The sequence below is a fragment of the Epilithonimonas xixisoli genome (assembly GCF_004365655.1).
Lineage (GTDB): Bacteria > Bacteroidota > Bacteroidia > Flavobacteriales > Weeksellaceae > Epilithonimonas > Epilithonimonas xixisoli.
The window spans coordinates 540,399-561,231 of the sequence record NZ_SOEO01000003.1; the positions used below are offsets into that span (position 1 = coordinate 540,399).

Annotated in this window: 23 protein-coding genes and 1 tRNA gene; 19 read left to right on the forward strand and 5 right to left on the reverse strand. The window is 35.9% G+C overall.

Going from position 1 to position 20,833, the window contains the following annotated elements:
• Nucleotide 1 precedes the first annotated feature (1 nt).
• Genes B0I22_RS14455 through B0I22_RS14465 form a run of 3 tightly spaced genes read left to right on the forward strand, consistent with a single transcriptional unit; the run spans nucleotide 2 to nucleotide 2,208 of the window.
• Nucleotides 2–784, forward strand: a complete 783-nt coding sequence (locus B0I22_RS14455; protein ID WP_133946047.1) for an alpha/beta fold hydrolase — start codon at nucleotides 2–4, stop codon at nucleotides 782–784.
• The gene (locus tag B0I22_RS14460; protein WP_133946048.1) at nucleotides 785–1,852 is read left to right on the forward strand and encodes an acyltransferase family protein; all 1,068 of its coding nucleotides are present in this window, start codon (nucleotides 785–787) and stop codon (nucleotides 1,850–1,852) included. It begins immediately after the preceding gene.
• Nucleotides 1,843–2,208, forward strand: a complete 366-nt coding sequence (locus tag B0I22_RS14465) for a DUF1304 domain-containing protein (RefSeq protein WP_133946050.1) — start codon at nucleotides 1,843–1,845, stop codon at nucleotides 2,206–2,208. Before B0I22_RS14460 ends, B0I22_RS14465 begins: the two co-directional genes overlap by 10 nt.
• A gap of 194 nt (nucleotides 2,209–2,402) precedes the next feature.
• Here the strand turns inward: B0I22_RS14465 and B0I22_RS14470 are convergent, their stop codons facing one another.
• Both B0I22_RS14470 and B0I22_RS14475 read right to left on the reverse strand, forming a co-directional pair.
• The gene (locus B0I22_RS14470) at nucleotides 2,403–3,407 is read right to left on the reverse strand and encodes a DHH family phosphoesterase (RefSeq protein ID WP_133946052.1); all 1,005 of its coding nucleotides are present in this window, start codon (nucleotides 3,405–3,407) and stop codon (nucleotides 2,403–2,405) included.
• A gap of 93 nt (nucleotides 3,408–3,500) precedes the next feature.
• Nucleotides 3,501–4,223, reverse strand: coding sequence for a T9SS type A sorting domain-containing protein (locus B0I22_RS14475; RefSeq protein WP_133946054.1), 723 nt, complete (start codon nucleotides 4,221–4,223; stop codon nucleotides 3,501–3,503).
• A gap of 179 nt (nucleotides 4,224–4,402) precedes the next feature.
• Here B0I22_RS14475 and era point away from each other — a divergent pair, with 179 nt between their 5' ends.
• A complete protein-coding gene (gene era, locus B0I22_RS14480; RefSeq protein WP_133946056.1) occupies nucleotides 4,403–5,278 on the forward strand; it encodes a GTPase Era in 876 nt (291 codons plus the stop codon).
• Between the two features lie 67 nt (nucleotides 5,279–5,345).
• On the forward strand, nucleotides 5,346–5,771 hold the full coding sequence (locus B0I22_RS14485) for a DoxX family protein (protein ID WP_133946057.1): 426 nt from the start codon (nucleotides 5,346–5,348) through the stop codon (nucleotides 5,769–5,771).
• On the opposite strand, the gene B0I22_RS14490 is transcribed toward B0I22_RS14485, so the two are convergent.
• Nucleotides 5,768–5,956, reverse strand: coding sequence for a hypothetical protein (locus B0I22_RS14490; RefSeq protein ID WP_133946059.1), 189 nt, complete (start codon nucleotides 5,954–5,956; stop codon nucleotides 5,768–5,770). The genes B0I22_RS14485 and B0I22_RS14490 overlap by 4 nt on opposite strands.
• Before the next feature lie 204 nt (nucleotides 5,957–6,160).
• On the opposite strand from B0I22_RS14490, the gene amaB reads away from it, so the two are divergent.
• The 4 genes from amaB to B0I22_RS14510 all read left to right on the forward strand — a co-directional run bounded on the left by amaB (nucleotide 6,161) and on the right by B0I22_RS14510 (nucleotide 9,639).
• The gene (gene amaB / locus B0I22_RS14495; RefSeq protein ID WP_133946061.1) at nucleotides 6,161–7,702 is read left to right on the forward strand and encodes an L-piperidine-6-carboxylate dehydrogenase; all 1,542 of its coding nucleotides are present in this window, start codon (nucleotides 6,161–6,163) and stop codon (nucleotides 7,700–7,702) included.
• A 111-nt stretch (nucleotides 7,703–7,813) separates the two neighbouring features.
• Complete coding sequence (gene lat, locus B0I22_RS14500; RefSeq protein ID WP_133946062.1) at nucleotides 7,814–9,136, forward strand: L-lysine 6-transaminase; 1,323 nt, start codon at nucleotides 7,814–7,816, stop codon at nucleotides 9,134–9,136.
• A 67-nt stretch (nucleotides 9,137–9,203) separates the two neighbouring features.
• Complete coding sequence (locus tag B0I22_RS14505) at nucleotides 9,204–9,431, forward strand: putative signal transducing protein (protein WP_034966774.1); 228 nt, start codon at nucleotides 9,204–9,206, stop codon at nucleotides 9,429–9,431.
• A gap of 134 nt (nucleotides 9,432–9,565) precedes the next feature.
• Nucleotides 9,566–9,639, forward strand: a tRNA-Ala gene (locus tag B0I22_RS14510).
• A 56-nt stretch (nucleotides 9,640–9,695) separates the two neighbouring features.
• Here the strand turns inward: B0I22_RS14510 and B0I22_RS14515 are convergent.
• The gene (locus B0I22_RS14515) at nucleotides 9,696–10,295 is read right to left on the reverse strand and encodes a Crp/Fnr family transcriptional regulator (protein WP_133946064.1); all 600 of its coding nucleotides are present in this window, start codon (nucleotides 10,293–10,295) and stop codon (nucleotides 9,696–9,698) included.
• A 289-nt stretch (nucleotides 10,296–10,584) separates the two neighbouring features.
• Between B0I22_RS14515 and B0I22_RS14520 the strand changes: the two genes are divergently transcribed.
• The 6 genes from B0I22_RS14520 (at nucleotide 10,585) to B0I22_RS14545 (ending at nucleotide 16,087) form a co-directional block, all read left to right on the forward strand.
• Nucleotides 10,585–11,121, forward strand: coding sequence for a C40 family peptidase (locus B0I22_RS14520; protein ID WP_133946066.1), 537 nt, complete (start codon nucleotides 10,585–10,587; stop codon nucleotides 11,119–11,121).
• An 80-nt stretch (nucleotides 11,122–11,201) separates the two neighbouring features.
• Entirely contained in the window at nucleotides 11,202–12,014 is an 813-nt protein-coding gene (locus tag B0I22_RS14525; protein WP_133946067.1) for a 2,3,4,5-tetrahydropyridine-2,6-dicarboxylate N-succinyltransferase, read from the forward strand.
• 110 nt (nucleotides 12,015–12,124) lie between these two features.
• Nucleotides 12,125–13,279: a glycosyltransferase family 87 protein gene (locus tag B0I22_RS14530; RefSeq protein ID WP_425459598.1), complete on the forward strand. Its 1,155-nt coding sequence runs from the start codon at nucleotides 12,125–12,127 to the stop codon at nucleotides 13,277–13,279.
• Nucleotides 13,279–14,205, forward strand: coding sequence for a glycosyltransferase family 2 protein (locus B0I22_RS14535; protein ID WP_133946071.1), 927 nt, complete (start codon nucleotides 13,279–13,281; stop codon nucleotides 14,203–14,205). Before B0I22_RS14530 ends, B0I22_RS14535 begins: the two co-directional genes overlap by 1 nt.
• Nucleotides 14,205–14,993 carry a polysaccharide deacetylase family protein gene (locus B0I22_RS14540; RefSeq protein ID WP_133946073.1) on the forward strand — a complete coding sequence of 263 codons (789 nt, stop codon included), beginning with the start codon at nucleotides 14,205–14,207 and terminating at the stop codon, nucleotides 14,991–14,993. Before B0I22_RS14535 ends, B0I22_RS14540 begins: the two co-directional genes overlap by 1 nt.
• Complete coding sequence (locus tag B0I22_RS14545) at nucleotides 14,993–16,087, forward strand: glycosyltransferase family 4 protein (protein ID WP_133946075.1); 1,095 nt, start codon at nucleotides 14,993–14,995, stop codon at nucleotides 16,085–16,087. The genes B0I22_RS14540 and B0I22_RS14545 overlap by 1 nt, the downstream gene beginning before the upstream one ends.
• Here B0I22_RS14545 and B0I22_RS14550 read toward each other — a convergent pair.
• Nucleotides 16,084–16,737 carry a YggS family pyridoxal phosphate-dependent enzyme gene (locus B0I22_RS14550; RefSeq protein WP_133946077.1) on the reverse strand — a complete coding sequence of 218 codons (654 nt, stop codon included), beginning with the start codon at nucleotides 16,735–16,737 and terminating at the stop codon, nucleotides 16,084–16,086. The genes B0I22_RS14545 and B0I22_RS14550 overlap by 4 nt on opposite strands.
• A 125-nt stretch (nucleotides 16,738–16,862) precedes the next feature.
• On the opposite strand from B0I22_RS14550, the gene lpdA reads away from it, so the two are divergent.
• From lpdA to B0I22_RS14570, 4 genes are all read left to right on the forward strand, one after another.
• Complete coding sequence (lpdA, locus tag B0I22_RS14555) at nucleotides 16,863–18,266, forward strand: dihydrolipoyl dehydrogenase (protein WP_133946078.1); 1,404 nt, start codon at nucleotides 16,863–16,865, stop codon at nucleotides 18,264–18,266.
• A 71-nt stretch (nucleotides 18,267–18,337) separates the two neighbouring features.
• Nucleotides 18,338–18,826 (forward strand): hypothetical protein, encoded by a 489-nt coding sequence (locus B0I22_RS14560; RefSeq protein WP_133946080.1) that lies wholly within the window; start codon nucleotides 18,338–18,340, stop codon nucleotides 18,824–18,826.
• Between the two features lie 105 nt (nucleotides 18,827–18,931).
• Nucleotides 18,932–19,981 (forward strand): 3-dehydroquinate synthase, encoded by a 1,050-nt coding sequence (gene aroB / locus B0I22_RS14565; protein WP_133946082.1) that lies wholly within the window; start codon nucleotides 18,932–18,934, stop codon nucleotides 19,979–19,981.
• 144 nt (nucleotides 19,982–20,125) lie between these two features.
• On the forward strand, nucleotides 20,126–20,791 hold the full coding sequence (locus B0I22_RS14570) for a porin family protein (protein WP_133946084.1): 666 nt from the start codon (nucleotides 20,126–20,128) through the stop codon (nucleotides 20,789–20,791).
• The last annotated feature ends 42 nt before the right edge of the window (nucleotides 20,792–20,833 follow it).

Consider the following 20,833-nt stretch of genomic DNA (forward strand, 5'->3'; position numbering starts at 1 on the left):
TATGCTTAACTACGAAATAGAAGGAAACGGAACCGAAAACCTCCTTTTACTCCACGGATTTATGGAGAATCTCTCAATTTGGGAGGATTTGAAACCATATCTGTCAGAGAAATTCAAATTGATAAAAATCGACTTGCCTGGTTTTGGAAAGTCAGAAGTGATTGCAGAAATTCAAACAATGGATTTGATGGCTGACGAACTAAAAAAACTCACAGACCATCTGAAATTAAATGAATTCCACTTGCTCGGACATTCGATGGGTGGTTATATTGCTTTGGCTTTTGCAGAAAAATATCCTAAAGATTTGAAATCATTCACACTGTTTTTCTCAACCTATTTTGCGGACGACGAGGAAAAGAAGCAAACCAGAGCCAAAGGTTTGAGAATCATCAAAGAAAACCTGAGAGCGTTCGTAAATGCTGGCGTTCCAAATCTCTTCAACCCAAATGAGCACGATATTCTCGAATCTAAAATCAAAATTGCGAAAGAAATTGCTTACACATCAAGCGTAGATGGCGTTCTTGCGTCTCAAAAAGGAATGATAGAGCGTCCAGACAGATCCAAAGTTTTAGAAAACTTCGCAGGGAAAATTCTCGTTTTATCTGGCAAACACGATTCTGCTGTCAATTCCGAAAAAACCATCAAAAATCTCCCAGATAATACAAACATCAAATCCTACGTTCTGGACTGCGGACACAACGGACATTGGGAAAAACCTGAGGTTTGTGCTTCGATTATCAACACAGAATTGCTACATCATTTACCGAAAAATCTTGTTTTGTAGATGCAGAATAACACTTTACCAAACATAACCTCACTTAGGTTTTTTCTGGCATTATTGGTTATCTTGTATCATGTTCCTCAGTTTGCAGCTAATCGGGGTTTTGCGTTTTTTCAGGATCTTGCAATATTTCAAAAAGGAACAGAAGCAGTGTATGTTTTCTTCTCGCTAAGTGGTTTTTTGATTATCAGAAATCTCTACATCGAAAAAGTACAAACTTCTACAATATCAATCCGTAATTTCTACAAACGGCGAATTTTGAGGATTTTTCCATTGTATTATTCTGTTTTTATTTTTGGAATCATTTATTACAATTGGGTTTTGCCTGCATTAGGAATGTTGCCAAAAGATACAGAATTACCATTGTGGAAGGAAGTTTTGCTTGGAGCTACTTTTTTTGCAAACATTCTGGCGAAGTATCAGCCAGGCGGAGTTTTAGAAATTTTATGGTCGATTGCTATAGAAGAGCAGTTTTACCTAATTGTTGCTCCCTTGTTTCTTTTGCTTCCTGCGAAAAGAATGATCACATTTTTGCTTGGGTTTACAGTCGTATATTTCCTTATTTACAATTGGGATATTTGGACCTTTGCAAAAGAAAACAAACTCTATTTTTATTACTTTTCGCTGAGTGGTTTTCTTGCAATATTGCATTGCAAAAATCCGAAATTCAGAGCCAACAAAATTGTTTTATTAATATCTTCATTTTTATTTTTATCCTATTTCCTTACAAACTTTTGGTTCAGTCATCTTTCGGGTTTTTATTATCAATTGTTTGGGATGTTGGTTTCTTCTGTCTTTATTTTTTCGGTGATAGATTATCCAATGTCATTTTTAGAGAATGCAAAACTCAAATATCTCGGTAAAATATCGTACGGAATTTACATGTTGCATTCCATTGTGATGCAGGTTGTAGGGTTTCTTTATTTGAAAATCCACCATTATTTTTCGGATGTATTATCGATTGTTTTATTTAATATTTTAGTAATTTTAGGCACCGTTTTACTGGCGCATTTATCATACAAATATTTTGAATCCTACTTTTTAAAACAAAAAAAACGACTATGGAGTTAATTTCAAAAATCCTCATCGCAATCGTCGCGCTAGAGCATCTTTACATTCTATATATGGAAATGTTCGCGTGGGAAACTTTAGGCAAGAAAACGTTCAAAGGATCACTTCCGGACGAGCTTTTCAAACCAACAAAAGGACTAGCCGCCAACCAAGGTTTGTACAACGGGTTTCTCTCCGCCGGACTCATTTGGAGTTTGTTTATTTGCGACACCATTTGGTCAAAAAATATTGCGATTTTCTTTCTTGGATGCGTGATTGTCGCAGGAGTTTATGGCGCACTTTCGGCTTCGAAGAAAATATTTTTTGTTCAAGCTTTGCCGGCGATTATCGCTTTGGTTTTCGTGTTGTTGAGATAGATTTTTAGGAGCTTAATCCCGCTGGTAATTTATGCTGAGCGAAGTCGAAGTGCTATATCTTTTTTGTCTTAGACGTTTTGTCACTAAAAACAAGTTTTTGCATAAGACAAAAAAGGATGCCGTTCCCATCGGGACTAGGGGATTTGATTCAATTCTTATTAATTTGTTTCTTTCGCCTTTTGTCTAGAATCTTTTTAAAACTCCTCCGCCTCAACCTTCTCTTTAAAATCCTCAATCGTATCTTCCATAGATTTGAAATATTTCCCACCAGAAGCATTGATGTGCCCGCCACCGTTGAAATGTTTTCTCGCAAACTGATTCGTGTCCACAGCATCTTTTGAACGGAAAGATATTTTGATGAAATCCTCGTAAAGATCTTCCATAAAGAAAACCGCCATTTTGGTTCCAAGAACGCTCAAACCATAGTTCACAAAACCTTCTGTATCGCCTTTATCAAAACCGTATTCTTTCAACTCAGCACGTTTCAGCCAAAGAATCGCAACTTTTCCATCTTTCGTCAATTCGATTCTGCTGAGAACTAAAGAGAGTAAATGTAAACGTGAAATCGTATTCGTATCCCAAGTGTTCGAAGTGATGATAGCCGGATCTGCACCTTTTTCAATCAAATCAGCGATAATTCTGTGTGTGCTTGCGCTTGTAGATCGGAATCGGAAACCGCCTGTATCGGTCATTATTCCGGTGTAGAGACATTGCGCAATATCAAGATTTACAGATTTTTCATCATTGTTGGCTTGGATGAAATGATAAACCATTTGGCAAGTCGCCGGAATCGTGGTGTCAGAATACACATAATCGAATTGCTCTGGCATCTGATGATGATCGATCAATATTTTCTTCGCTTTCGCTTTCGTTACCCAATCACCCAGAATTCCGATTCTCGTTGGAGAATTGAAATCAAGACAGAAGATCACATCTGCATTATAAATTGCTTCGCCAGCCACTTTTCTTTTGTATTCGCCAATCACAATTTTCTTGGCTTCCGGCATCCATTTTAGGAATTTTGGAAAGTCATTTGGGACAATTACAGTCGCTTCGATTCCTTTTGTTTTCAGATAATGTTTCAGTCCAAGAGAAGAGCCAATTGCGTCGCCGTCGGGATTGTGATGGGATACGATGACAATATTGTTTTCCGGAACGAGAAGCGCGTTGATCTCTGAGATTTCTTTGGCTGTAAACATAAATGATTATTTGAAAAGTGAAGCTCCAAAGGTAAAACTAAAAATAAAAAAATCGGCTCAAATTGAAACCGATTTTCTATAGATTTTTAAATATTATTTTTTAATAATCCTCTGAACAGATTGTACATCAACTTTCAAATAATAAATTCCTGATGGCAGATTTTTGATATTAACCTCAGTTTTGGATGACTTATTATTGTAAATCGATTTTACTAATTTTCCAGAACTATCAATCAATTCTAATGAAGCATTTGGTTTTAAGTTTTCAATTTTTATGATATCAATAGCGGGATTTGGATAGACTGAGATTTTTGATTTCGAAGTTTCTGTAGTGCCAAGTAACTCGGTTGTATAGAAGATTTTATCGCCATTGGTTCTGGAAACAATTAAATTTTTTCCATTACTATTTTCATAATAAGTGAAATAATAATTTTCAGAATTCGAACCATCGACGATTGTCCCACGATAAAACTCAAAGATAAGACCATCAAAAAATTGAACAGCTTGGTAATTTGTTCCTTCATATACTCCAAAAGTGGAGCCTACAGAAGGGATTTTGAAGTAGGTTTCATTCCAAGTTATTTCCCCAAAAGTTGAATTGTACAATCCTGAAGATAAATGGAAATAATCACTATTGGTAATTGTGCTAAATTGCTTATTTAACATTCCAAACCCAGCAAATACTGAAGGGAAGTGGAATGTATTATTCTTTTCAATTTTTTCAATTCTCCAATTGACATTCAATAATGGTAAATAGGATTGAGAAAATCCAAACAGCCACAAAAAGCTGAATAATAAAATGTAAAGTTTTTTCATAATTGAGAGTTTTTTAATTAGACCTTAAAGTTAAAGCTTTTTTAATATTCAAATGTATTCTGTTGATATTTTTAATGTTATGTTAATCAAAATCTTCCTCCAAAAATTCCGTAACTTTGCAATCCGTTAAAAGATTAATTTCTTGATTTTTTAATTTTTCAATCATTTAATTATAAGAAATGCACAAAGCAGGATTCGTAAATATCGTTGGGAAACCGAACGCCGGAAAATCAACACTTCTCAACCAATTGATGGGAGAGAAGCTCGCTATCGTTACACAAAAAGCTCAAACCACACGTCACAGGATTTTCGGGATCTATAATGAAGAAGACCTTCAAATCGTTTTTTCTGATACGCCAGGCGTTTTGGATCCGAAGTACGGTTTGCAGGAAAAGATGATGGACGTGGTGAAAGATTCTTTGCAAGATGCGGATGTTTTCCTTTTCATTGTAGATGTGACGGACAAAGCGGAACAATCCGAATTCCTTATTGATAAACTGAACAAAATTCCTGTTCCAGTTTTATTATTATTAAATAAAATTGACCAAACCAATCAACAGGATCTTGAAAAAATAGCAACAGACTGGCACGAGAAAATTCCTAAGGCTGAGATTCTACCTATTTCTGCACTTAATTCTTTCAACATAGAAATTATCCTTCCAAAACTGAAAGATATGTTGCCGGAAAATCCACCTTATTACGATAAGGAAATGTACACGGACAGACCAGAACGTTTCTTCGTCAATGAAGCAATCCGTGAGAAAATCTTGTTGAATTACGAGAAAGAAATACCGTATGCTGTAGAAGTGGTGACGGAACAGTTTAAGGAAAAAGAAGGAGCTATCGTTATTGATTCTATCATCTACGTGGAACGTGACACACAGAAAGGCATCATCATTGGTCACAAAGGCGAGATGATCAAAAAAGTAGGTACAGAAGCGCGTATCGACTTAGAAAAATTCTTTGGTAAAAAAATACATCTTAGCCTTTTTGTAAAAGTCAAAAAAGACTGGCGAAAGAATGACAGAGACCTCAAAAATTTCGGTTACCGTTAAAATCCCCCTAAATCCTTTTTTCAGAAAGGATTTTTTTGTTAGCTTTGGTAGAAATTTGATTCTGGCAATGAGAAATTTCAATTCATCACCTGCAAGTGAAGGACTTTTAAACGCTTTGATTTTAGTAATTCGGTTATTCGTAGGAATTTCAATGTTGACGCACGCTTTACCAAAATTGGAAAAACTAATTGCGAACGATAATATAGAGTTTATGAATTTCTTGGGATTAGGTTCTGCAATTTCTCTCGTATTGGTGGTTTTTGCAGAATTTTTGTGTTCAGTTTTCATCATTCTCGGATTTTTCACAAGATTGGCGACAATTCCGTTGATGATTACAATGTTGGTTGCGTTTTTCGTCGTTCATGGTGCAGATCCCTACACGGTCAAAGAATTGAGTTTAATGTACTTTTTCTTCTACTTGGCAATCTTGGTTTTAGGTTCTGGAAAATATTCTTTAGATTGGCTATTCTCCAAAAAAGAACCATTGTATTAATTAAACCATTGGGCAAAATAATCTTTGATAATCACCCAAAAATTCTTACCAAGAAAATAAATAAGGGTAGAAGTGATGATTCCTTTTACAGTGAAAAAAATAATCCCGCCAACGCCAAATTTTTTCAGCAGACTTTTCCACTTCGGCAATTTCTTTTCTTCCGTTGTCTGTAACTGATTCTCCATTTTTTATTTTTTTCAAAATTAAGAAAAATTACTCAGTTTAGATTTGTTCAAAATAATATTTAGTTCCCAAACCCACCAATTCTCCCACTCTCAAACTCTCCCACTCGAAAACCCTCCAACTCAAATACTAACGATTGTTAGTTTTTTAATTTTGTCGTTCAAAATATATTTTTATCTTTAGAAACTTCAAAAAATAAAAACTTTATGTCCTTAATTTCAATTTCAGAAAGCCTTAAAAGATTAGGTATTTCAACAGAAAACAATGGAACTTCCACCGGATTAGAATTTTTCTCCTCTGGTCAAAATATAGAAAGCTTTTCTCCGGTTGACGGAAATCAGATTGCTTCAGTCAAAACTTCGGATGCCAACGACTACGAAAAAGTGTTGTCAAAAGCGCAAGAAGCTTATAAAGAATTCAGACAAGTTCCTTCGCCTAAAAGAGGAGATTTGGTTCGTCAATTCGGAAATAAATTAAGAGAATACAAAGACGATTTAGGAAAACTTGTTTCTTACGAAATGGGAAAATCCTTACAAGAAGGTCTTGGTGAAGTTCAGGAAATGATAGACATCTGCGATTTTGCAGTTGGATTGTCCCGTCAGCTTCACGGTTACACGATGCATTCCGAAAGACCAGGTCACAGGATGTACGAGCAATATCATCCGCTGGGAATTGTCGGTGTAATTTCTGCATTCAACTTTCCGGTGGCGGTTTGGGCTTGGAACGCTTCTTTGGCTTGGATTTGTGGAAATGTTGTCGTTTGGAAACCATCAGAAAAAACACCACTTTGTGCCATTGCTTGTCAAAATATCTTTGCTGAAGTAGCAAGAGAAAACGGACTTCCGGAAGGGATTTCAAGTTTGGTGATTGCAGACCACGAGATTGGCGATAAGTTAGTTAATGATAAAAGAATTTCGCTCGTTTCTTTCACAGGTTCTACTAGAGTTGGACGAATTGTTGGGCAAAATGTAGCAAAACGTTTCGGGAAATCGATTTTGGAATTGGGTGGAAATAATGCCATCATTATTACAGAAAATGCGGATCTTAATATGTCAATCATCGGCGCGGTTTTCGGCGCAGTTGGGACGGCTGGACAAAGATGTACTTCCACAAGACGATTAATTATCCACGAATCTGTTTATGACGAAGTGAAAAACCGTTTGGTAAAAGCTTACGGACAATTGAAAATCGGAAATCCACTGGATGAAAAAAATCACGTTGGTCCATTGATCGACAAAGATGCCGTGAAACAATATCAAGATTCCATCGAAAAATGTAAAGCTGAAGGCGGGAAATTCGCAGTTGAAGGTGGTGTTTTGGAAGGCGAAGACTACACTTCTGGTTGTTACGTAAAACCTTGCATCGCTGAGGTTGAGAACAGTTACGAAATCGTTCAACACGAGACTTTTGCACCAATTCTTTATTTGATTAAATATAAAACTCTGGACGAAGCAATTGCTTTACAGAATGATGTTCCACAAGGTTTGAGTTCCGCAATTATGACGCAAAACTTGCGAGAAGCAGAATTATTCCTTTCAAACGGAGGTTCAGATTGTGGAATCGCAAACGTGAATATCGGAACTTCTGGAGCTGAAATCGGAGGTGCTTTTGGTGGCGAAAAAGAAACTGGAGGCGGAAGAGAATCTGGTTCCGATGTTTGGAAATATTATATGAGAAGACAAACTAATACGATTAATTACACCACTAGTTTACCTTTAGCACAAGGAATTAAATTCGATTTAGATTAAAAAGTCGGAAGCTGGAAGTCGGAAGCTGGAAGTTTTTTAAACTAATAGCAAAAAGCCATTTGGAATCAGCGAATTAATCATTTATCAATCATCATTTATCAATTATAAAAAATGAACACACTTGTACACGAAAATAAAGTAAAAGAAACCCTCGGAAAACACATCCTTGCAGACGGTTTCGATTTTGTAATGGATTTTGAAAAATCCCACGGTTCCTACATCGTTGACCGTTTAACGGGCAAGGAATATCTCGATATGTTCTCGATGTTTGCCTCGGCTTCCGTTGGTTACAACCATCCTTACATTTTGGAAAAAGCAAATTGGTTGGGAAAAATGGCCATCTACAAACCAACTTTGAGTGACGTTTATTTGCAGGAATATGCAGATTTTATGGAGGTTTTCTCCCGAATTGCGATTCCTAAAGAATTACCTTATTGCTTTTTCGTAGAAGGGGGCGCTTTGGCAGTTGAGAATGCTTTGAAAACGGCTTTCGACTGGAAAACCAGAAAAAACTGGCAAAAAAATATTGACAAAGAAGCAGGATTGGTGATTCATTTCAAACAGTCTTTCCACGGAAGAAGTGGTTACACATTGTCTTTGACCAACACATCAGATCCAAGAAAACACCAATATTTCCCAAAATTCGAGTGGCCAAGAATTACCAATCCAAAATTGAATTTCCCAATCACTGAGGAAAATTTAGAAGAAACCATCAAGCACGAACAAATGGCTTTGCTTAATATTCAGGAAGCGATTTTGGCAAATCCGGACGAAGTGGCTTGTATCATTATTGAGCCTATCCAAGCGGAAGGTGGCGACAATCATTTCAGAAATGAATTCTTCGCTGAATTGAGAAGAATTTGCGACGAAAACGAAATCCTTCTAATTCTGGACGAAGTTCAAACCGGAATAGGAATGACTGGAAAAATGTGGGCTTACGAAGATCTGGGAATCATTCCGGATGTAATTTCTTTTGGTAAAAAAACGCAGGTTTGTGGAATCTTGGCTAACAAAGAAAAACTGGATGAAGTAGAGAATCACGTTTTCCAAGAAAGTTCTAGAATCAATTCTACTTTTGGTGGTAATTTTATGGATATGCTTCGTTTTCAATTGGTTTTGGAAATTATTGAAAATGAAAATCTGGTAGAAAATTCCAAAGTGGTGGGCGAGTTTTTATTAGATGGATTGAAAAAATTAGAACAAAAATTCCCAGAGCAGATTTTCGCATCGAGAGGAAAAGGATTGATGTGCGCTTTCGATTTGAAAGACCACGATACAAGAAACTGGCTGAGGGAAAAGCTATATGATGAAGGAATCATTGTCTTAACGTGTGGCGATCAGTCGATTAGATTCCGTCCGCATCTCAACGTAACAAAAGAAGAAATACAGATTGTTTTAGATAAAATTAACAATGTTTTCGAGAATTTAATATAAAGAATTTCGGATTTTGATATTTTTTTTATAAATTGCTATGCTTTAAATAATCAAAATCTGAAAAATTATGGATGCAACCACTAGAGTCTCTGTCTACGAAAGTAGCAGTCCCCAGGAAATCCAGCTGATGAAATCGAAGCTGGAAGATGCAGGAATTAAATGTGATGTTGAGAACTCTTACCTTAGTTTTCTTTCGACTCCCACTGCAACCAATACGTTTATTAAAGTTGATCTCAACGACGAGAAAAGAGCATTTGAGATCATCGATGAATACCTAAAATCAAATCAAAATTGATTTCATATTTTTAAATTTTACGTTTTACAGAAATCGGGTTCAAATTTATTTGAGCCCGATTTTTTTCTTTAATTTCAATTTTAAAATTAATGTTTGTCAATCCTTTAGAAAATCCTTATCATTGCACAACAAAAGGGGGATTAGCTCATCTGGCTAGAGCGCAACACTGGCAGTGTTGAGGTGGTCGGTTCGATCCCGATATCCTCCACAATATTGAATCCTTACAAAATTTTGTAAGGATTTTTTATTTTTGAGTTGATTTAATTAATAAAGTATTTTTCTGTTCAGGATTTTAACCAGATTATTTTTTTCCATGGTTTTAATGGTTTTAATCGTGGTTTCAACGCTGAGCCCGGTGTAATTGGCCATCTCTTGCCTTGTTAATGGAACCTGGAAAGAAAATGGTGTTTTGTCTGGCTGTTGGCTTTTGAGATAGTCCAGCAATGCCTTTAGCTTGATGCTGGGACTTTGCGTGCTGATATTCTTAGCCATAATTTGACGGAAGTACAGCTTCTGAGAAATATTTTGATTGATCTCAAAGCATATTTCCGGATGCTGATTGAGAAGGTTGAAAAAGGAAATTTTTGGAAGTCTTAGAATTCTGCAAGGTGTGAGCGCAATGGCGTTGATCGGCGATGGTGCATTTTCCAGAAAGAGCAAATATTCTCCAATGCTGTTTCCTTTCTCCACAATATGCTGAAGCGTCTCTTTTCCATTATCAGTATAATTATTTAGCTTCACAGTGCCTTCCAAAATCTGATAATAATATTTGAGCACATCACCTTCTGTAAAAATCAAATCTGCAATGTTGTATTCTTCTGATATTGCACCTTTTGATAGTAAAATTCGTTCGTCGATAACCATAAATAAGAAAGTCTCTAAATTTCTATTGTCTCAAATTTTGTTAAAACTTACAGAGAAATTTAGCTTTAAATAACATCGTTTTTAATGCGATTCAAAAGTATAAAGATGTATCTTGGAAACTTATGATTTCAATCACATCGGTAGATTTGATAATAGTTTATTTTGTAGTATTTGTTGGCTTCTGGATAATTTTTGTCAAACTCTTGTTTAATTTGGATAACTATTCTATTTTTGTAGAGACATCAAAAAATAGTTTTATCGAGAAAAAATTACTTTTAAAATCTATTAAATGAAAAATTCTGTACTGGTAATTCTTTTTTCCCTAGTTCTAGTGTCTTGTGGGGCTTCCAAATCCACAAAAAAATACACCTACAAAAAACCCGTAACAAGCAAATCTGTAAGTCTCAAAAAATTGAATTCAACTTACTCAGGCAATGTCTCTGGAAGCAGAGCCTCCGTTTTGAACAATGCGGAAAATTATTTAGGAACTCCTTATAAATACGCGGGAAACACACCAGCAGGTTTCGACTGCTCCGGACTGGTCTGCAAAGTTTTTGATGAAAGCAAAATCCAAATGCCAAGACGCTCAGCAGATCAGGCGAAACAAGGCAGATCTATCAACGTTTCCGAAGCAAAACCAGGAGATCTTCTTTTCTTTGCAACCGCTGGCGGATCTGCAGTGACGCACGTGGGAATCGTTCATGATATCTTAAACAATGGGGAAGTGACTTTCATCCATTCTTCCACTTCCAAAGGCGTTATCATCTCATCGCTCAATGAGGCTTACTGGAACAAAGCTTTTCTTTTTGCGAGAAGTGTGCTTTAGATTTATTATTTTTGCTACGGACGATTCTTTGTTGTCCAATAGAGATCAATTATCATTTATCAATTATCATTTATATCAATATGTCTTTACAGGAAAAAATCGAAAAAGCTTGGGATAACCGCGAACTTTTGAAAGAAGAAGAATACCAAAATGCAGTAAGAGAAGTTGTTGCAAAACTTGACGCTGGAGAACTTAGAACAGCTGAGCCTACAGAAAGCGGTTGGCAAATCAACGAGTGGGTGAAGAAAGGTGTGGTGATGTACTTCCCAATCCAAACCATGGAGACCATAGAAGTTGGCCCATTCGAATTTCACGATAAAATTCCTTTGAAGAAAAATTACGCTGAGAAAGGTGTTAGAGTAGTGCCTCACGCTATTGCAAGACACGGAAGTTTTGTAGCAAGTGGTGTGATTTTGATGCCGTCTTACGTTAATATCGGTGCTTATGTTGATTCCGGAACGATGGTGGATACTTGGGCGACGGTTGGAAGCTGTGCACAAATCGGAAAGAATGTTCACCTAAGTGGAGGCGTGGGAATTGGTGGTGTTTTGGAACCATTGCAAGCGGCGCCGGTTATCATTGAAGATGATGCGTTCATCGGATCACGTTGTATCGTGGTAGAAGGTGTTCGAGTTGGTAAAGAAGCAGTTTTGGGAGCGAATGTTTGTTTGACGATGTCTACCAAAATTATTGATGTTACAGGACCAGAGCCAATTGAAACAAAAGGTTATGTTCCAGAACGTTCTGTTGTAATTCCAGGAAGTTATACCAAGAAATTTCCTTCAGGAGAATATCAGGTTCCTTGCGCATTGATCATCGGTAAAAGAAAAGAATCAACCGACAAAAAAACTTCTCTTAATGATGCTTTGAGAGAAAATAATGTCGCTGTTTAATAGATATTGATTTTAAACTTATATTTGTCATTCTAATGAGATTAACCATCTTATTAGAATGACATTTTTTTTTACCAATAACCATTGAAAATATCGTGAAACAAAAGTTTTTGAAATTCTTATTAGATTACAGGATTGTTTTTGCCGTTTATCTAATAGTTACGGCGCTTTCGGCTTACAGCAAGCAAAGTAGAGGCGGCGGCGGATACAATAATTATTTGATTTTCAAAAACGTATTTTTCAATACCAGTCAAGAGAAAAATATTTTTCTTCAATACCCTGATTTGTTTACAGACAGTAATCATTACGGTGTTTTTTTTAGCACTTTGATTGCACCATTTGCAATGATGCCAGACTGGATGGGAGCGGTTTTATGGAATGTCGCCAATGCTATTGTTTTCCTTTTTGCGATTTACAAGTTCCCATTTTCTAATAAGAAAAAAGCGCTTTTTGCTTGGCTTTGTCTGCAGGAGTTTATCACGGCGGCACTTTATTTTCAGTTTAATATTGCACTCACAGGACTTTTGATGCTTTCTGCAGTTTATATTTATGAAAGAAAAGAAACAAAGTCTGCTATTGCAATTCTAATTGGAACTTTTGTTAAGATTTACGGTGTTGTAGGGCTTTCCGCATTTTTCTTTATTAAAAATAAGACTAAGTTTATCATTTCACTTGTGGTTATTGGAATTTTATTTTTTCTTTTTCCAATGTTGATTTCAAGTCCGGAGTTCGGGGTGCAGTCATATATGGACTGGTACGTTTCGTTATCTGAAAAAAATCAGGCCAATCAGGTTTTGGGAAATCGACAAGATTATTCTTTGATGGGCGTTGTGAGAAGGGTTGTAGGGAATGCAGATATTTCGAATTTGGTTTTTATGATTCCTGGATTCGTACTGTTTATGTTGCCTTATCTTAGATGTAAACAGTTCAAATTTTTACCATTTCAAATGATGATTTTGGCTTCTACATTGTTGTTTCTGGTCTTGTTCAGTTCGGGTTCAGAAAGTCCGACTTACATCATTGCAATCGCAGGCGTTATGATTTGGTTTTTGATGCAAAAGAAATTATCAAAGATTGACATCGGATTATTGGTTTTCGTTATGATTTTCACTTGTTTTGCATTTTCGGATTTGTTTCCAAAATTTATCAAAGAAGATTATTTTATAAAATATTCTACAAAAGCAATTCCTTGTATAGTGATTTGGTTCAGAGTAATGTATGAATTGTTGACAAAAGATTTCGAGAAAGATTATAAATTAGATTAATGAAAAAAATTTCCATAGTTATACCGGCTTACAATGAGGAGGAGAATCTCTCTCAGATCAGGCTTGCTGTTGATAAGGTTTTCAAATCTTTGTCTGGTTATAATTATGAAATTATTTTTGTAAATGATGGAAGCAGAGACAATACTCAATTGATTTTGGAAGATTTGGCGAAAGAATTTTCGCAGGTCAAATTCATAGAATTTTCACGAAATTTTGGACATCAAAATGCTGTAAAGGCAGGTTTGGACTTTGCCGACGGTAATTGTGTAATCTCAATGGATGGAGATTTGCAACATCCGCCGGAAATGATTCCACAATTGATTCAGAAATGGGAAGAAGGTTTTGATATTGTTTACACTATCAGAAAATATTCCAAAAGCATTAGTTATTTTAAACGGAAAACCTCTGATTTTTTCTACCATTTGCTCTCCAGCTTATCAGATGTAGAATTGGAGAAAGGAAGTTCAGATTTTCGATTGATGGATGCCTCTGTCATAGAAGTGATCAGACAATCTGGCGAATCGGATATTTTTCTTCGTGGATTGGTAAAATGGGTTGGCTTCCGGCAGTATTCCATTCCTTTCATAGCAGCAGACCGGTTTGCGGGAAGCAGCAAGTACGATTTGGGACGAATGATAAAATTTGCCTTTACGGGAATTACCGCTTTCAGTGTGAAACCTTTGTATTTGGCAGCATATTTGGGATTCTTTTTCTCGTTATTACCATTGCTTTACATTCCTTATGTTATTTATTCATTCATCAATGAATCTGAGATATCTGGCTGGGCATCATTAATAATGACAGTCGTTTTTTTCGGTGGCGTGCAGTTGATAATCCTTGGGATTTTGGGAATATATATGGGTAAAATATTCAAGCAGATGAAAGATAGACCAATTTATATTGTCCGTTCAAAAAATATCAATTAATGATTTTACTAAGTTTCGACATCGAAGAATTTGATATGCCTTTGGAATACCAAGGCGAAATTTCTCTTGAAGAGCAATTGGCTGTTTCCAGAAAAGGATTGCAGAATATTCTGAAGATTTTAAATCAAAATAGTATCAAAGCCACTTTTTTTTCGACAGTTGTTTTTGCAGAAAATAATCGGGATTTGGTACAACATCTACTTTTGGAAGGACACGAGTTGGCTTCTCACACGTGGTTTCACTCAGATTTTAATGAAGAACATTTAGCAACTTCGAAGCAAGAATTAGAAAAATTATTCGATACGAAAGTCGATGGCCTCAGAATGCCGAGGATGAGTCCAGTTTCGGAAGATGCTGTTTCTGATGCAGGATATTTTTACAATTCGTCCATCAATCCAACATATTTGCCGGGAAGATATAACAACTTTGGTGTCAGCAGAAAGCCATTTTGGCAAAAGAAAGTTCTTCAATTTCCCGCTTCGGTTTCTACAATTTTCAGAATTCCTTTGTTTTGGCTAAGTTTTCATAACTTTCCGCTTTGGATTTACAAAATTCTGTCCAAGTTATCGTTGAGTTCCACAGGATTTTTGAACATCTATTTTCACCCGTGGGAATTTGCAGACATTTCAGATCCAAAATATAAATTGCCAAATTTCACCTTCAAAAATACGAATGAAGCGATGGTAAATCGTTTTGATGATTTCATAAAATGGGCGAAGAAAAATAACTATCAATTTTCTACAACCAGAGAATTTTTGGAAGATTGGACTCAAAAAAATAAGAATTAATGAAAATCGCTTACGACGCCAAACGTATTTTTTCCAGCTGGTCTGGCTTAGGAAATTATTCCCGCGATTTGGTTCGGGTTTTATCAACGTATTTTCCTGATAATCAATATTTATTGTTCAATAAAAAAAAATCGGAACGTGGCGAAGCAATATTGAAATTGCCCAATGTCACTTTTGTGCAAACAACTAAAGGTACGCTTTCCCGACAGCTCAAAACCGGAATCGATGCACAGAATAACAATGCTGACATTTTCCACGGTTTATCTGGCGAATTACCATTGAAATGGAACAAAAAACCGATCAAAAAAGTTGTCACAATCCACGATTTGATCTTCGAAAGGTTTCCGGAATATTACACTTGGCTGGATCGTAGAATTCATTTTTGGAAATTCAAAAAAGCGGCGGTTGCGGCTGATAAAATTATTGCTATTTCTGAGCAAACTAAGCTTGATATTATTCATTATCTGAAAGTTCCGGAAAGTAAGATTGAAGTGGTTTATCAAGGTTGCCACGCAAGTTTCAAGGAGAAGCAGTCGCAGGAAATTCTTGATCAAATCAAAGAAAAATTCCACCTTCCTGAGAAATTTCTTCTCAATGTTGGAACGATCGAACCTCGGAAAAACCTTTTGAATGTCGTTAAAGCTTTGAAAGATTCTAAAATTCCATTAGTCGTGGTGGGAACGAAGAAACCAAAATATTTCAAATTAATAGAAAAGGAAATCAAAAAAGGCAAGGTTGAAGTCCACTTTTTACAAAGCGTTTCGATGGAGGAACTATCTGCTATTTACAAACTTGCCGAAATTTTCATTTATCCAAGTTTTTTCGAAGGTTTTGGAATTCCCGTGATTGAAGCTTTGTATTCTGAAACAGTTGTGATTACGAGCAATACGAGTTGTCTTCCCGAAGCAGGCGGTCCGGATTCTGTTTACATTGATCCGAAAAATATAGCTGATGTTAAATCAAAAATCAATTTTCTCTGGAACAATGAACCAGAGAGAAAACGCCGTGCTGAAAAAGGTTTGGAGTTTGTCCAGAAATTTAATGATGAGGTGATTGCGCGAGATGTGATGAAGGTTTACGAAAGTCTTTTTTAATAATTTCTTTCTCCAAAAATCGCCGATCCAACTCTCACGGAATTTGAGCCACATTCAATCGCCAAAGGAAAATCGCCGCTCATTCCTATTGACAGAGTTTCCAATGGTTTTAATTCTGAAAGTTCATCAAATAATTGTTTCAAAATTCCAAATTCCTCACGGATTTGAGATTCATCTTCAACAAAACTCGCCATTCCCATCAAGCCTTTGATCTCAATATTAGGAAAATTTCCGTTTAAGAATTTATTGAAAATATCTTTTGCTTCTACAACTGTCAATCCAAATTTCGTCTCTTCTTTTGCGATTTTCACTTGAAGCAAAACATTGATTTTTCGATTGTTTTTCAACGCTTCTTTGTCAATTTCTTTCAAAAGTTTTTCGCTGTCAACGCTTTCTATCATTGAGATAAAACCCGCCACAAATTTTACTTTGTTGGTTTGAAGATGTCCAATCAAATGCCACTCAATATCATTCGGAAGAACCGGTTGCTTTTCCAACAATTCCTGAACTTTATTTTCACCAAAAGCTCTTTGTCCCAAGTCATAAACTTCTTTTATTTTCTCAGCAGGATTGGTTTTGGAAACTGTAACAAGCTTTACATTTTCGGGAAGTTGGGAAAGGATGTTTTGATAATTTGTTTCGATTGACATTTTGGTTGGATTTTAAAATCTGGTGCAAAAATAAACATTAATTATCTTAACAAAAATCAGTTCCGAAATTCGTCTGAAATTCGTAAATTTGAGAAAATTTTTATTCGAATAATAATCAAAAATATATGAGTCAATTTGATGTAACCGTTATCGGTTCTGGTCCTGGTGGATATGTTGCGGCAATCCGTGCTGCCCAATTGGGTTTCAAAACAGCAATTATTGAGAAATATTCAACCTTAGGCGGAACTTGTCTTAACGTTGGATGTATTCCTTCAAAAGCTTTGCTTGATAGTTCTGAACATTTCGAAAAAGCAAAACACGACTTTGCAAATCACGGGATCATCATCAATGAGCCGACTGCTGATATCGAAAGAATGATTGCCCGTAAAAATGAGGTTGTAGATCAAACTACAAAGGGTATCAACTTTTTGATGGACAAAAATAAAATCACAGTTTTCGAAGGTCTTGGAAGTTTCGAATCTGCAACCCAGATCAAAGTTTCCAAAAACGACGGTTCTTCAGAAGTGGTCGAATCTAAATATACAATCATCGCAACTGGTTCCAAACCATCCAGTTTACCTTTCATCAATCTTGATAAAGAAAGAATCATCACTTCTACGGAAGCTCTTAATCTTAAAGAAATTCCAAAACATTTGGTTGTAATTGGAGGAGGTGTTATCGGTCTTGAGCTTGGTTCAGTTTATTTGAGATTAGGTTCTCAGGTAACTGTAGTTGAGTTTATGGATAAAATCATTCCTGGAATGGACGGAAGCTTGTCTAAAGAATTACAAAAAGTTCTTAGAAAACAAGGAATGAAATTTGAACTTTCTACAGCTGTTTCTGCAGTTGAGAGAAATGGAGATTCTGTGAAGGTAACTGCTAAAAACAAGAAAGGTGAAGAGGTAACTTACGAAAGTGATTACGTTTTAGTTTCTGTAGGGAGAAGACCTTATACAGACGGACTTGGATTGGAAAAAGCGGGTGTAGAACTTGACGAAAGAGGAAGAGTGAAAACCAACGATCATTTGCAGACGAATGTTTCTAACATCTATGCGATTGGTGACGTGATCAAAGGTGCAATGTTGGCTCACAAAGCTGAAGAGGAAGGAACTTTGGTTGCGGAGATCTTGGCTGGACAAAAACCTCACATCAATTATAACTTGATTCCTGGCGTTGTTTATACTTGGCCGGAAGTTGCAGGCGTTGGTAAAACTGAAGAGCAATTGAAAGAAGAAGGTGTGGCTTACAAAGTGGGAAGTTTCCCAATGAGAGCGCTTGGAAGAAGCCGTGCAAGTGGCGACACAGACGGATTTGTGAAAATCATTGCTGATGAGAAAACGGACGAAGTTCTTGGTTTCCATATGATTGGAGCAAGAGCGGCTGATTTGGTTGCAGAGGGCGTTATCGCAATGGAATTCCGTGCAAGTGCGGAAGACATTGCAAGAAGCTCTCACGCACATCCAACTTACGCAGAAGCTGTGAAAGAAGCTGCTTTGGACGCAACTGGAAAGCGAGCGATTCACATGTAATCTTAGAATTTTAAATATTCAACATATAAAGAGGAGCAGTTTTGCTTCTCTTTTTTGTTTAATTTAACCTTATGAAAAAGTTTGTTATTGTCTTGATTTTCTGTCTGTCAGTTTTTGGTTTCGGTCAAAATGTTAGTGTCATTAGAAAAAAAGTTGAGGTCATTAACAATTCCAAAGATTACGTTGTAAAGAAAATCTCCAACGATTATTTTGTCGATGTAAAAAATGAAGTGATGGATAATGGACAAGAAGTTGAAGGCTACTACAGAAATCAAGAATTGAAGAAAATAGTTCATTCTTTCGGATTATCAAATACGAAAATTACGACACAATTTTATTTTGATAAAGACAACTTGATTTTTGTACTTAGGAAAAAATTTAAAACTATCGGTGAAAACGGAAATCTACGTGAACCGAAATTAACCTCAGAATCAAGGTTTTATTTTGTGAATGGTAATGTCATTAATCAAAATGAAAAAATAAATCAAGAGGAAGTTTCCGTTATCAAGCAACAAGCGAAGATTTATCAAAATGATTTGAAAGTCTATAAATCACAATGATTTGATTTCAGATTAATGTTTCTTGATAATGAATATCATTGAAATTAATCTTCAAATAATTAAGTTGCTAATTAATTTGTTTTTATTTTTGTTAAAATTTGAGTTATGATAAAGGAACTTGACCAAGATTTCAGCAGTCTTAATGAATATATTGATGATATAAAACCAAGCAAAATTTTCATTTTAGTAGATGAAAATACCCACGAATTTTGCCTCCCAACTTTGCTCCCCAATCTTGAAACTGAAGCTCATTTTGAGATTATAGAAATTGAAGCAGGCGAAGAGAACAAAAATATTGGAACCGCAACGCAACTTTGGGAAATTCTATCGGAAATGGAAGCAGACAGGAAATCGCTCCTCATCAACCTTGGTGGTGGTGTGATTACAGATCTCGGTGGTTTTGTGGCTTCTACGTACAAAAGAGGTTTCAAATTTATCAATCTTCCCACGACTTTGCTTTCTATGTGTGATGCATCTATTGGCGGAAAAACCGGGATCGATCATCAATATCTCAAAAATATTATCGGGACTTTTGCTCTGCCTGAACGGATTTTTTTCTATCCAAAATTCTTAGAAACTTTGAAATTTGAAGAACTCAGAAGTGGTTTTGCAGAGATGTTGAAACATGGATTGATTGCCGATGTAGCACATTGGAATGAGCTAAGTTCTCTCGAAAAAATAACGCCAGAATCTGTTTCTCCTTACATCAACCGAAGTATGGAAATTAAGAATGAAGTGGTTTCTCAGGATTTCAAAGAAGAGAATATTAGGAAAAATCTTAACTTTGGTCATACCATCGGACACGCAGTGGAAAGTCTTTTTATGAAAAAAGGGAACTTAATTCCTCACGGCGAAGCGGTTGCACTTGGAATGATTTGCGAAACACATTTGGCTTTTCTTTGTGGATTGATAGACGTAGAAGTTTCATCGGACATCATTACCAAGATCCAAAGACTATTTCCTTACATCGATATTTCGGAATTTAAAAATGGGGCTATCACAGATTTGATGTATAATGATAAGAAAAATGATGGCGGAAATATCAATTTTTCATTGATTAATGGAGTAGGATCTTGCCTGTTTGATCAGAGAGTAAATGTTGAACAAATCATTTTGACCTTGGATTTCTACAAAAATTTGCATCAGAATCAATAATATTATTCATTGAATAATGTTTTTATTTGGTTGATAATGAGTTCTTTAATTGAAATTGAAAATATTTTAAAATATTAAACTTAATTTTTGGCAGAGATTTTGGAATTATCCACCTCGTAAAACAAAAATTTAAAATTTAATATTATGAAAAAGTTATTTTTAGGATTAGGTCTTGTAGCTGGAACATTTGCGTTTGCACAAACTAGTCCAACATTCGGTGTTAAAGCGGGTCTTAATATTTCATCAATTTCTGACGACGGTTATGAAGATGCAAAATCAAAAGCAGGTTTCTATGGTGGTCTTTTTATGAATGCGCCATTATCTGAGCAATTCAGTATCCAACCAGAGGTTTTGTATAGCCAATATGGAGCAAAAACTGTTGATACATATTCTTCAGCACTAGGTTCAGTTAGAAATTCTGCAAGTGTAAACTTAGATTATGTAACAGTTCCGGTGATGTTCCAATTCCACGCTACGCCAGCATTTTATTTAGAAGCTGGACCTGAATTTGGATTCTTGGTAGGTGCAAAAGCTAAAGGCGACACTACAGTTACGCCATCTGGAGGATCTTCTGAAACAAGTGCTTACTCCACTGATATTAAAGATAATATTACAAAATTCAATATGGGAGCAGGCTTAGGTATTGGTTTTAACTTTACACCAAATCTTGGAATCAACGCTCGTTATGTAGCTGGTTTTACAGATATCAACAAACAAAATGATGGAGAAGATGGAACAACATCTGTGGAAAATGATAACAATAAGAACAGAAATAACACATTCCAAGTTGGTTTGTCTTACAAATTCTAATATTACAATATCTTAAATATTGCTAAAGACCGATTTATTCGG

What these genes read in the sequence shown, in the direction of transcription:
- B0I22_RS14455 (WP_133946047.1), top strand. Translation starts at nt 2, where the DNA reads ATGCTTAACTACGAAATAGAAGGAAACGGAACCGAAAACCTCCTTTTA.
- B0I22_RS14460 (WP_133946048.1), top strand. Translation starts at nt 785, where the DNA reads ATGCAGAATAACACTTTACCAAACATAACCTCACTTAGGTTTTTTCTG.
- B0I22_RS14465 (WP_133946050.1), top strand. Translation starts at nt 1,843, where the DNA reads ATGGAGTTAATTTCAAAAATCCTCATCGCAATCGTCGCGCTAGAGCAT.
- B0I22_RS14470 (WP_133946052.1), bottom strand. Translation starts at nt 3,407, where the DNA reads ATGTTTACAGCCAAAGAAATCTCAGAGATCAACGCGCTTCTCGTTCCG.
- B0I22_RS14475 (WP_133946054.1), bottom strand. Translation starts at nt 4,223, where the DNA reads ATGAAAAAACTTTACATTTTATTATTCAGCTTTTTGTGGCTGTTTGGA.
- era (WP_133946056.1), top strand. Translation starts at nt 4,403, where the DNA reads ATGCACAAAGCAGGATTCGTAAATATCGTTGGGAAACCGAACGCCGGA.
- B0I22_RS14485 (WP_133946057.1), top strand. Translation starts at nt 5,346, where the DNA reads ATGAGAAATTTCAATTCATCACCTGCAAGTGAAGGACTTTTAAACGCT.
- B0I22_RS14490 (WP_133946059.1), bottom strand. Translation starts at nt 5,956, where the DNA reads ATGGAGAATCAGTTACAGACAACGGAAGAAAAGAAATTGCCGAAGTGG.
- amaB (WP_133946061.1), top strand. Translation starts at nt 6,161, where the DNA reads ATGTCCTTAATTTCAATTTCAGAAAGCCTTAAAAGATTAGGTATTTCA.
- lat (WP_133946062.1), top strand. Translation starts at nt 7,814, where the DNA reads ATGAACACACTTGTACACGAAAATAAAGTAAAAGAAACCCTCGGAAAA.
- B0I22_RS14505 (WP_034966774.1), top strand. Translation starts at nt 9,204, where the DNA reads ATGGATGCAACCACTAGAGTCTCTGTCTACGAAAGTAGCAGTCCCCAG.
- B0I22_RS14515 (WP_133946064.1), bottom strand. Translation starts at nt 10,295, where the DNA reads ATGGTTATCGACGAACGAATTTTACTATCAAAAGGTGCAATATCAGAA.
- B0I22_RS14520 (WP_133946066.1), top strand. Translation starts at nt 10,585, where the DNA reads ATGAAAAATTCTGTACTGGTAATTCTTTTTTCCCTAGTTCTAGTGTCT.
- B0I22_RS14525 (WP_133946067.1), top strand. Translation starts at nt 11,202, where the DNA reads ATGTCTTTACAGGAAAAAATCGAAAAAGCTTGGGATAACCGCGAACTT.
- B0I22_RS14535 (WP_133946071.1), top strand. Translation starts at nt 13,279, where the DNA reads ATGAAAAAAATTTCCATAGTTATACCGGCTTACAATGAGGAGGAGAAT.
- B0I22_RS14540 (WP_133946073.1), top strand. Translation starts at nt 14,205, where the DNA reads ATGATTTTACTAAGTTTCGACATCGAAGAATTTGATATGCCTTTGGAA.
- B0I22_RS14545 (WP_133946075.1), top strand. Translation starts at nt 14,993, where the DNA reads ATGAAAATCGCTTACGACGCCAAACGTATTTTTTCCAGCTGGTCTGGC.
- B0I22_RS14550 (WP_133946077.1), bottom strand. Translation starts at nt 16,737, where the DNA reads ATGTCAATCGAAACAAATTATCAAAACATCCTTTCCCAACTTCCCGAA.
- lpdA (WP_133946078.1), top strand. Translation starts at nt 16,863, where the DNA reads ATGAGTCAATTTGATGTAACCGTTATCGGTTCTGGTCCTGGTGGATAT.
- B0I22_RS14560 (WP_133946080.1), top strand. Translation starts at nt 18,338, where the DNA reads ATGAAAAAGTTTGTTATTGTCTTGATTTTCTGTCTGTCAGTTTTTGGT.
- aroB (WP_133946082.1), top strand. Translation starts at nt 18,932, where the DNA reads ATGATAAAGGAACTTGACCAAGATTTCAGCAGTCTTAATGAATATATT.
- B0I22_RS14570 (WP_133946084.1), top strand. Translation starts at nt 20,126, where the DNA reads ATGAAAAAGTTATTTTTAGGATTAGGTCTTGTAGCTGGAACATTTGCG.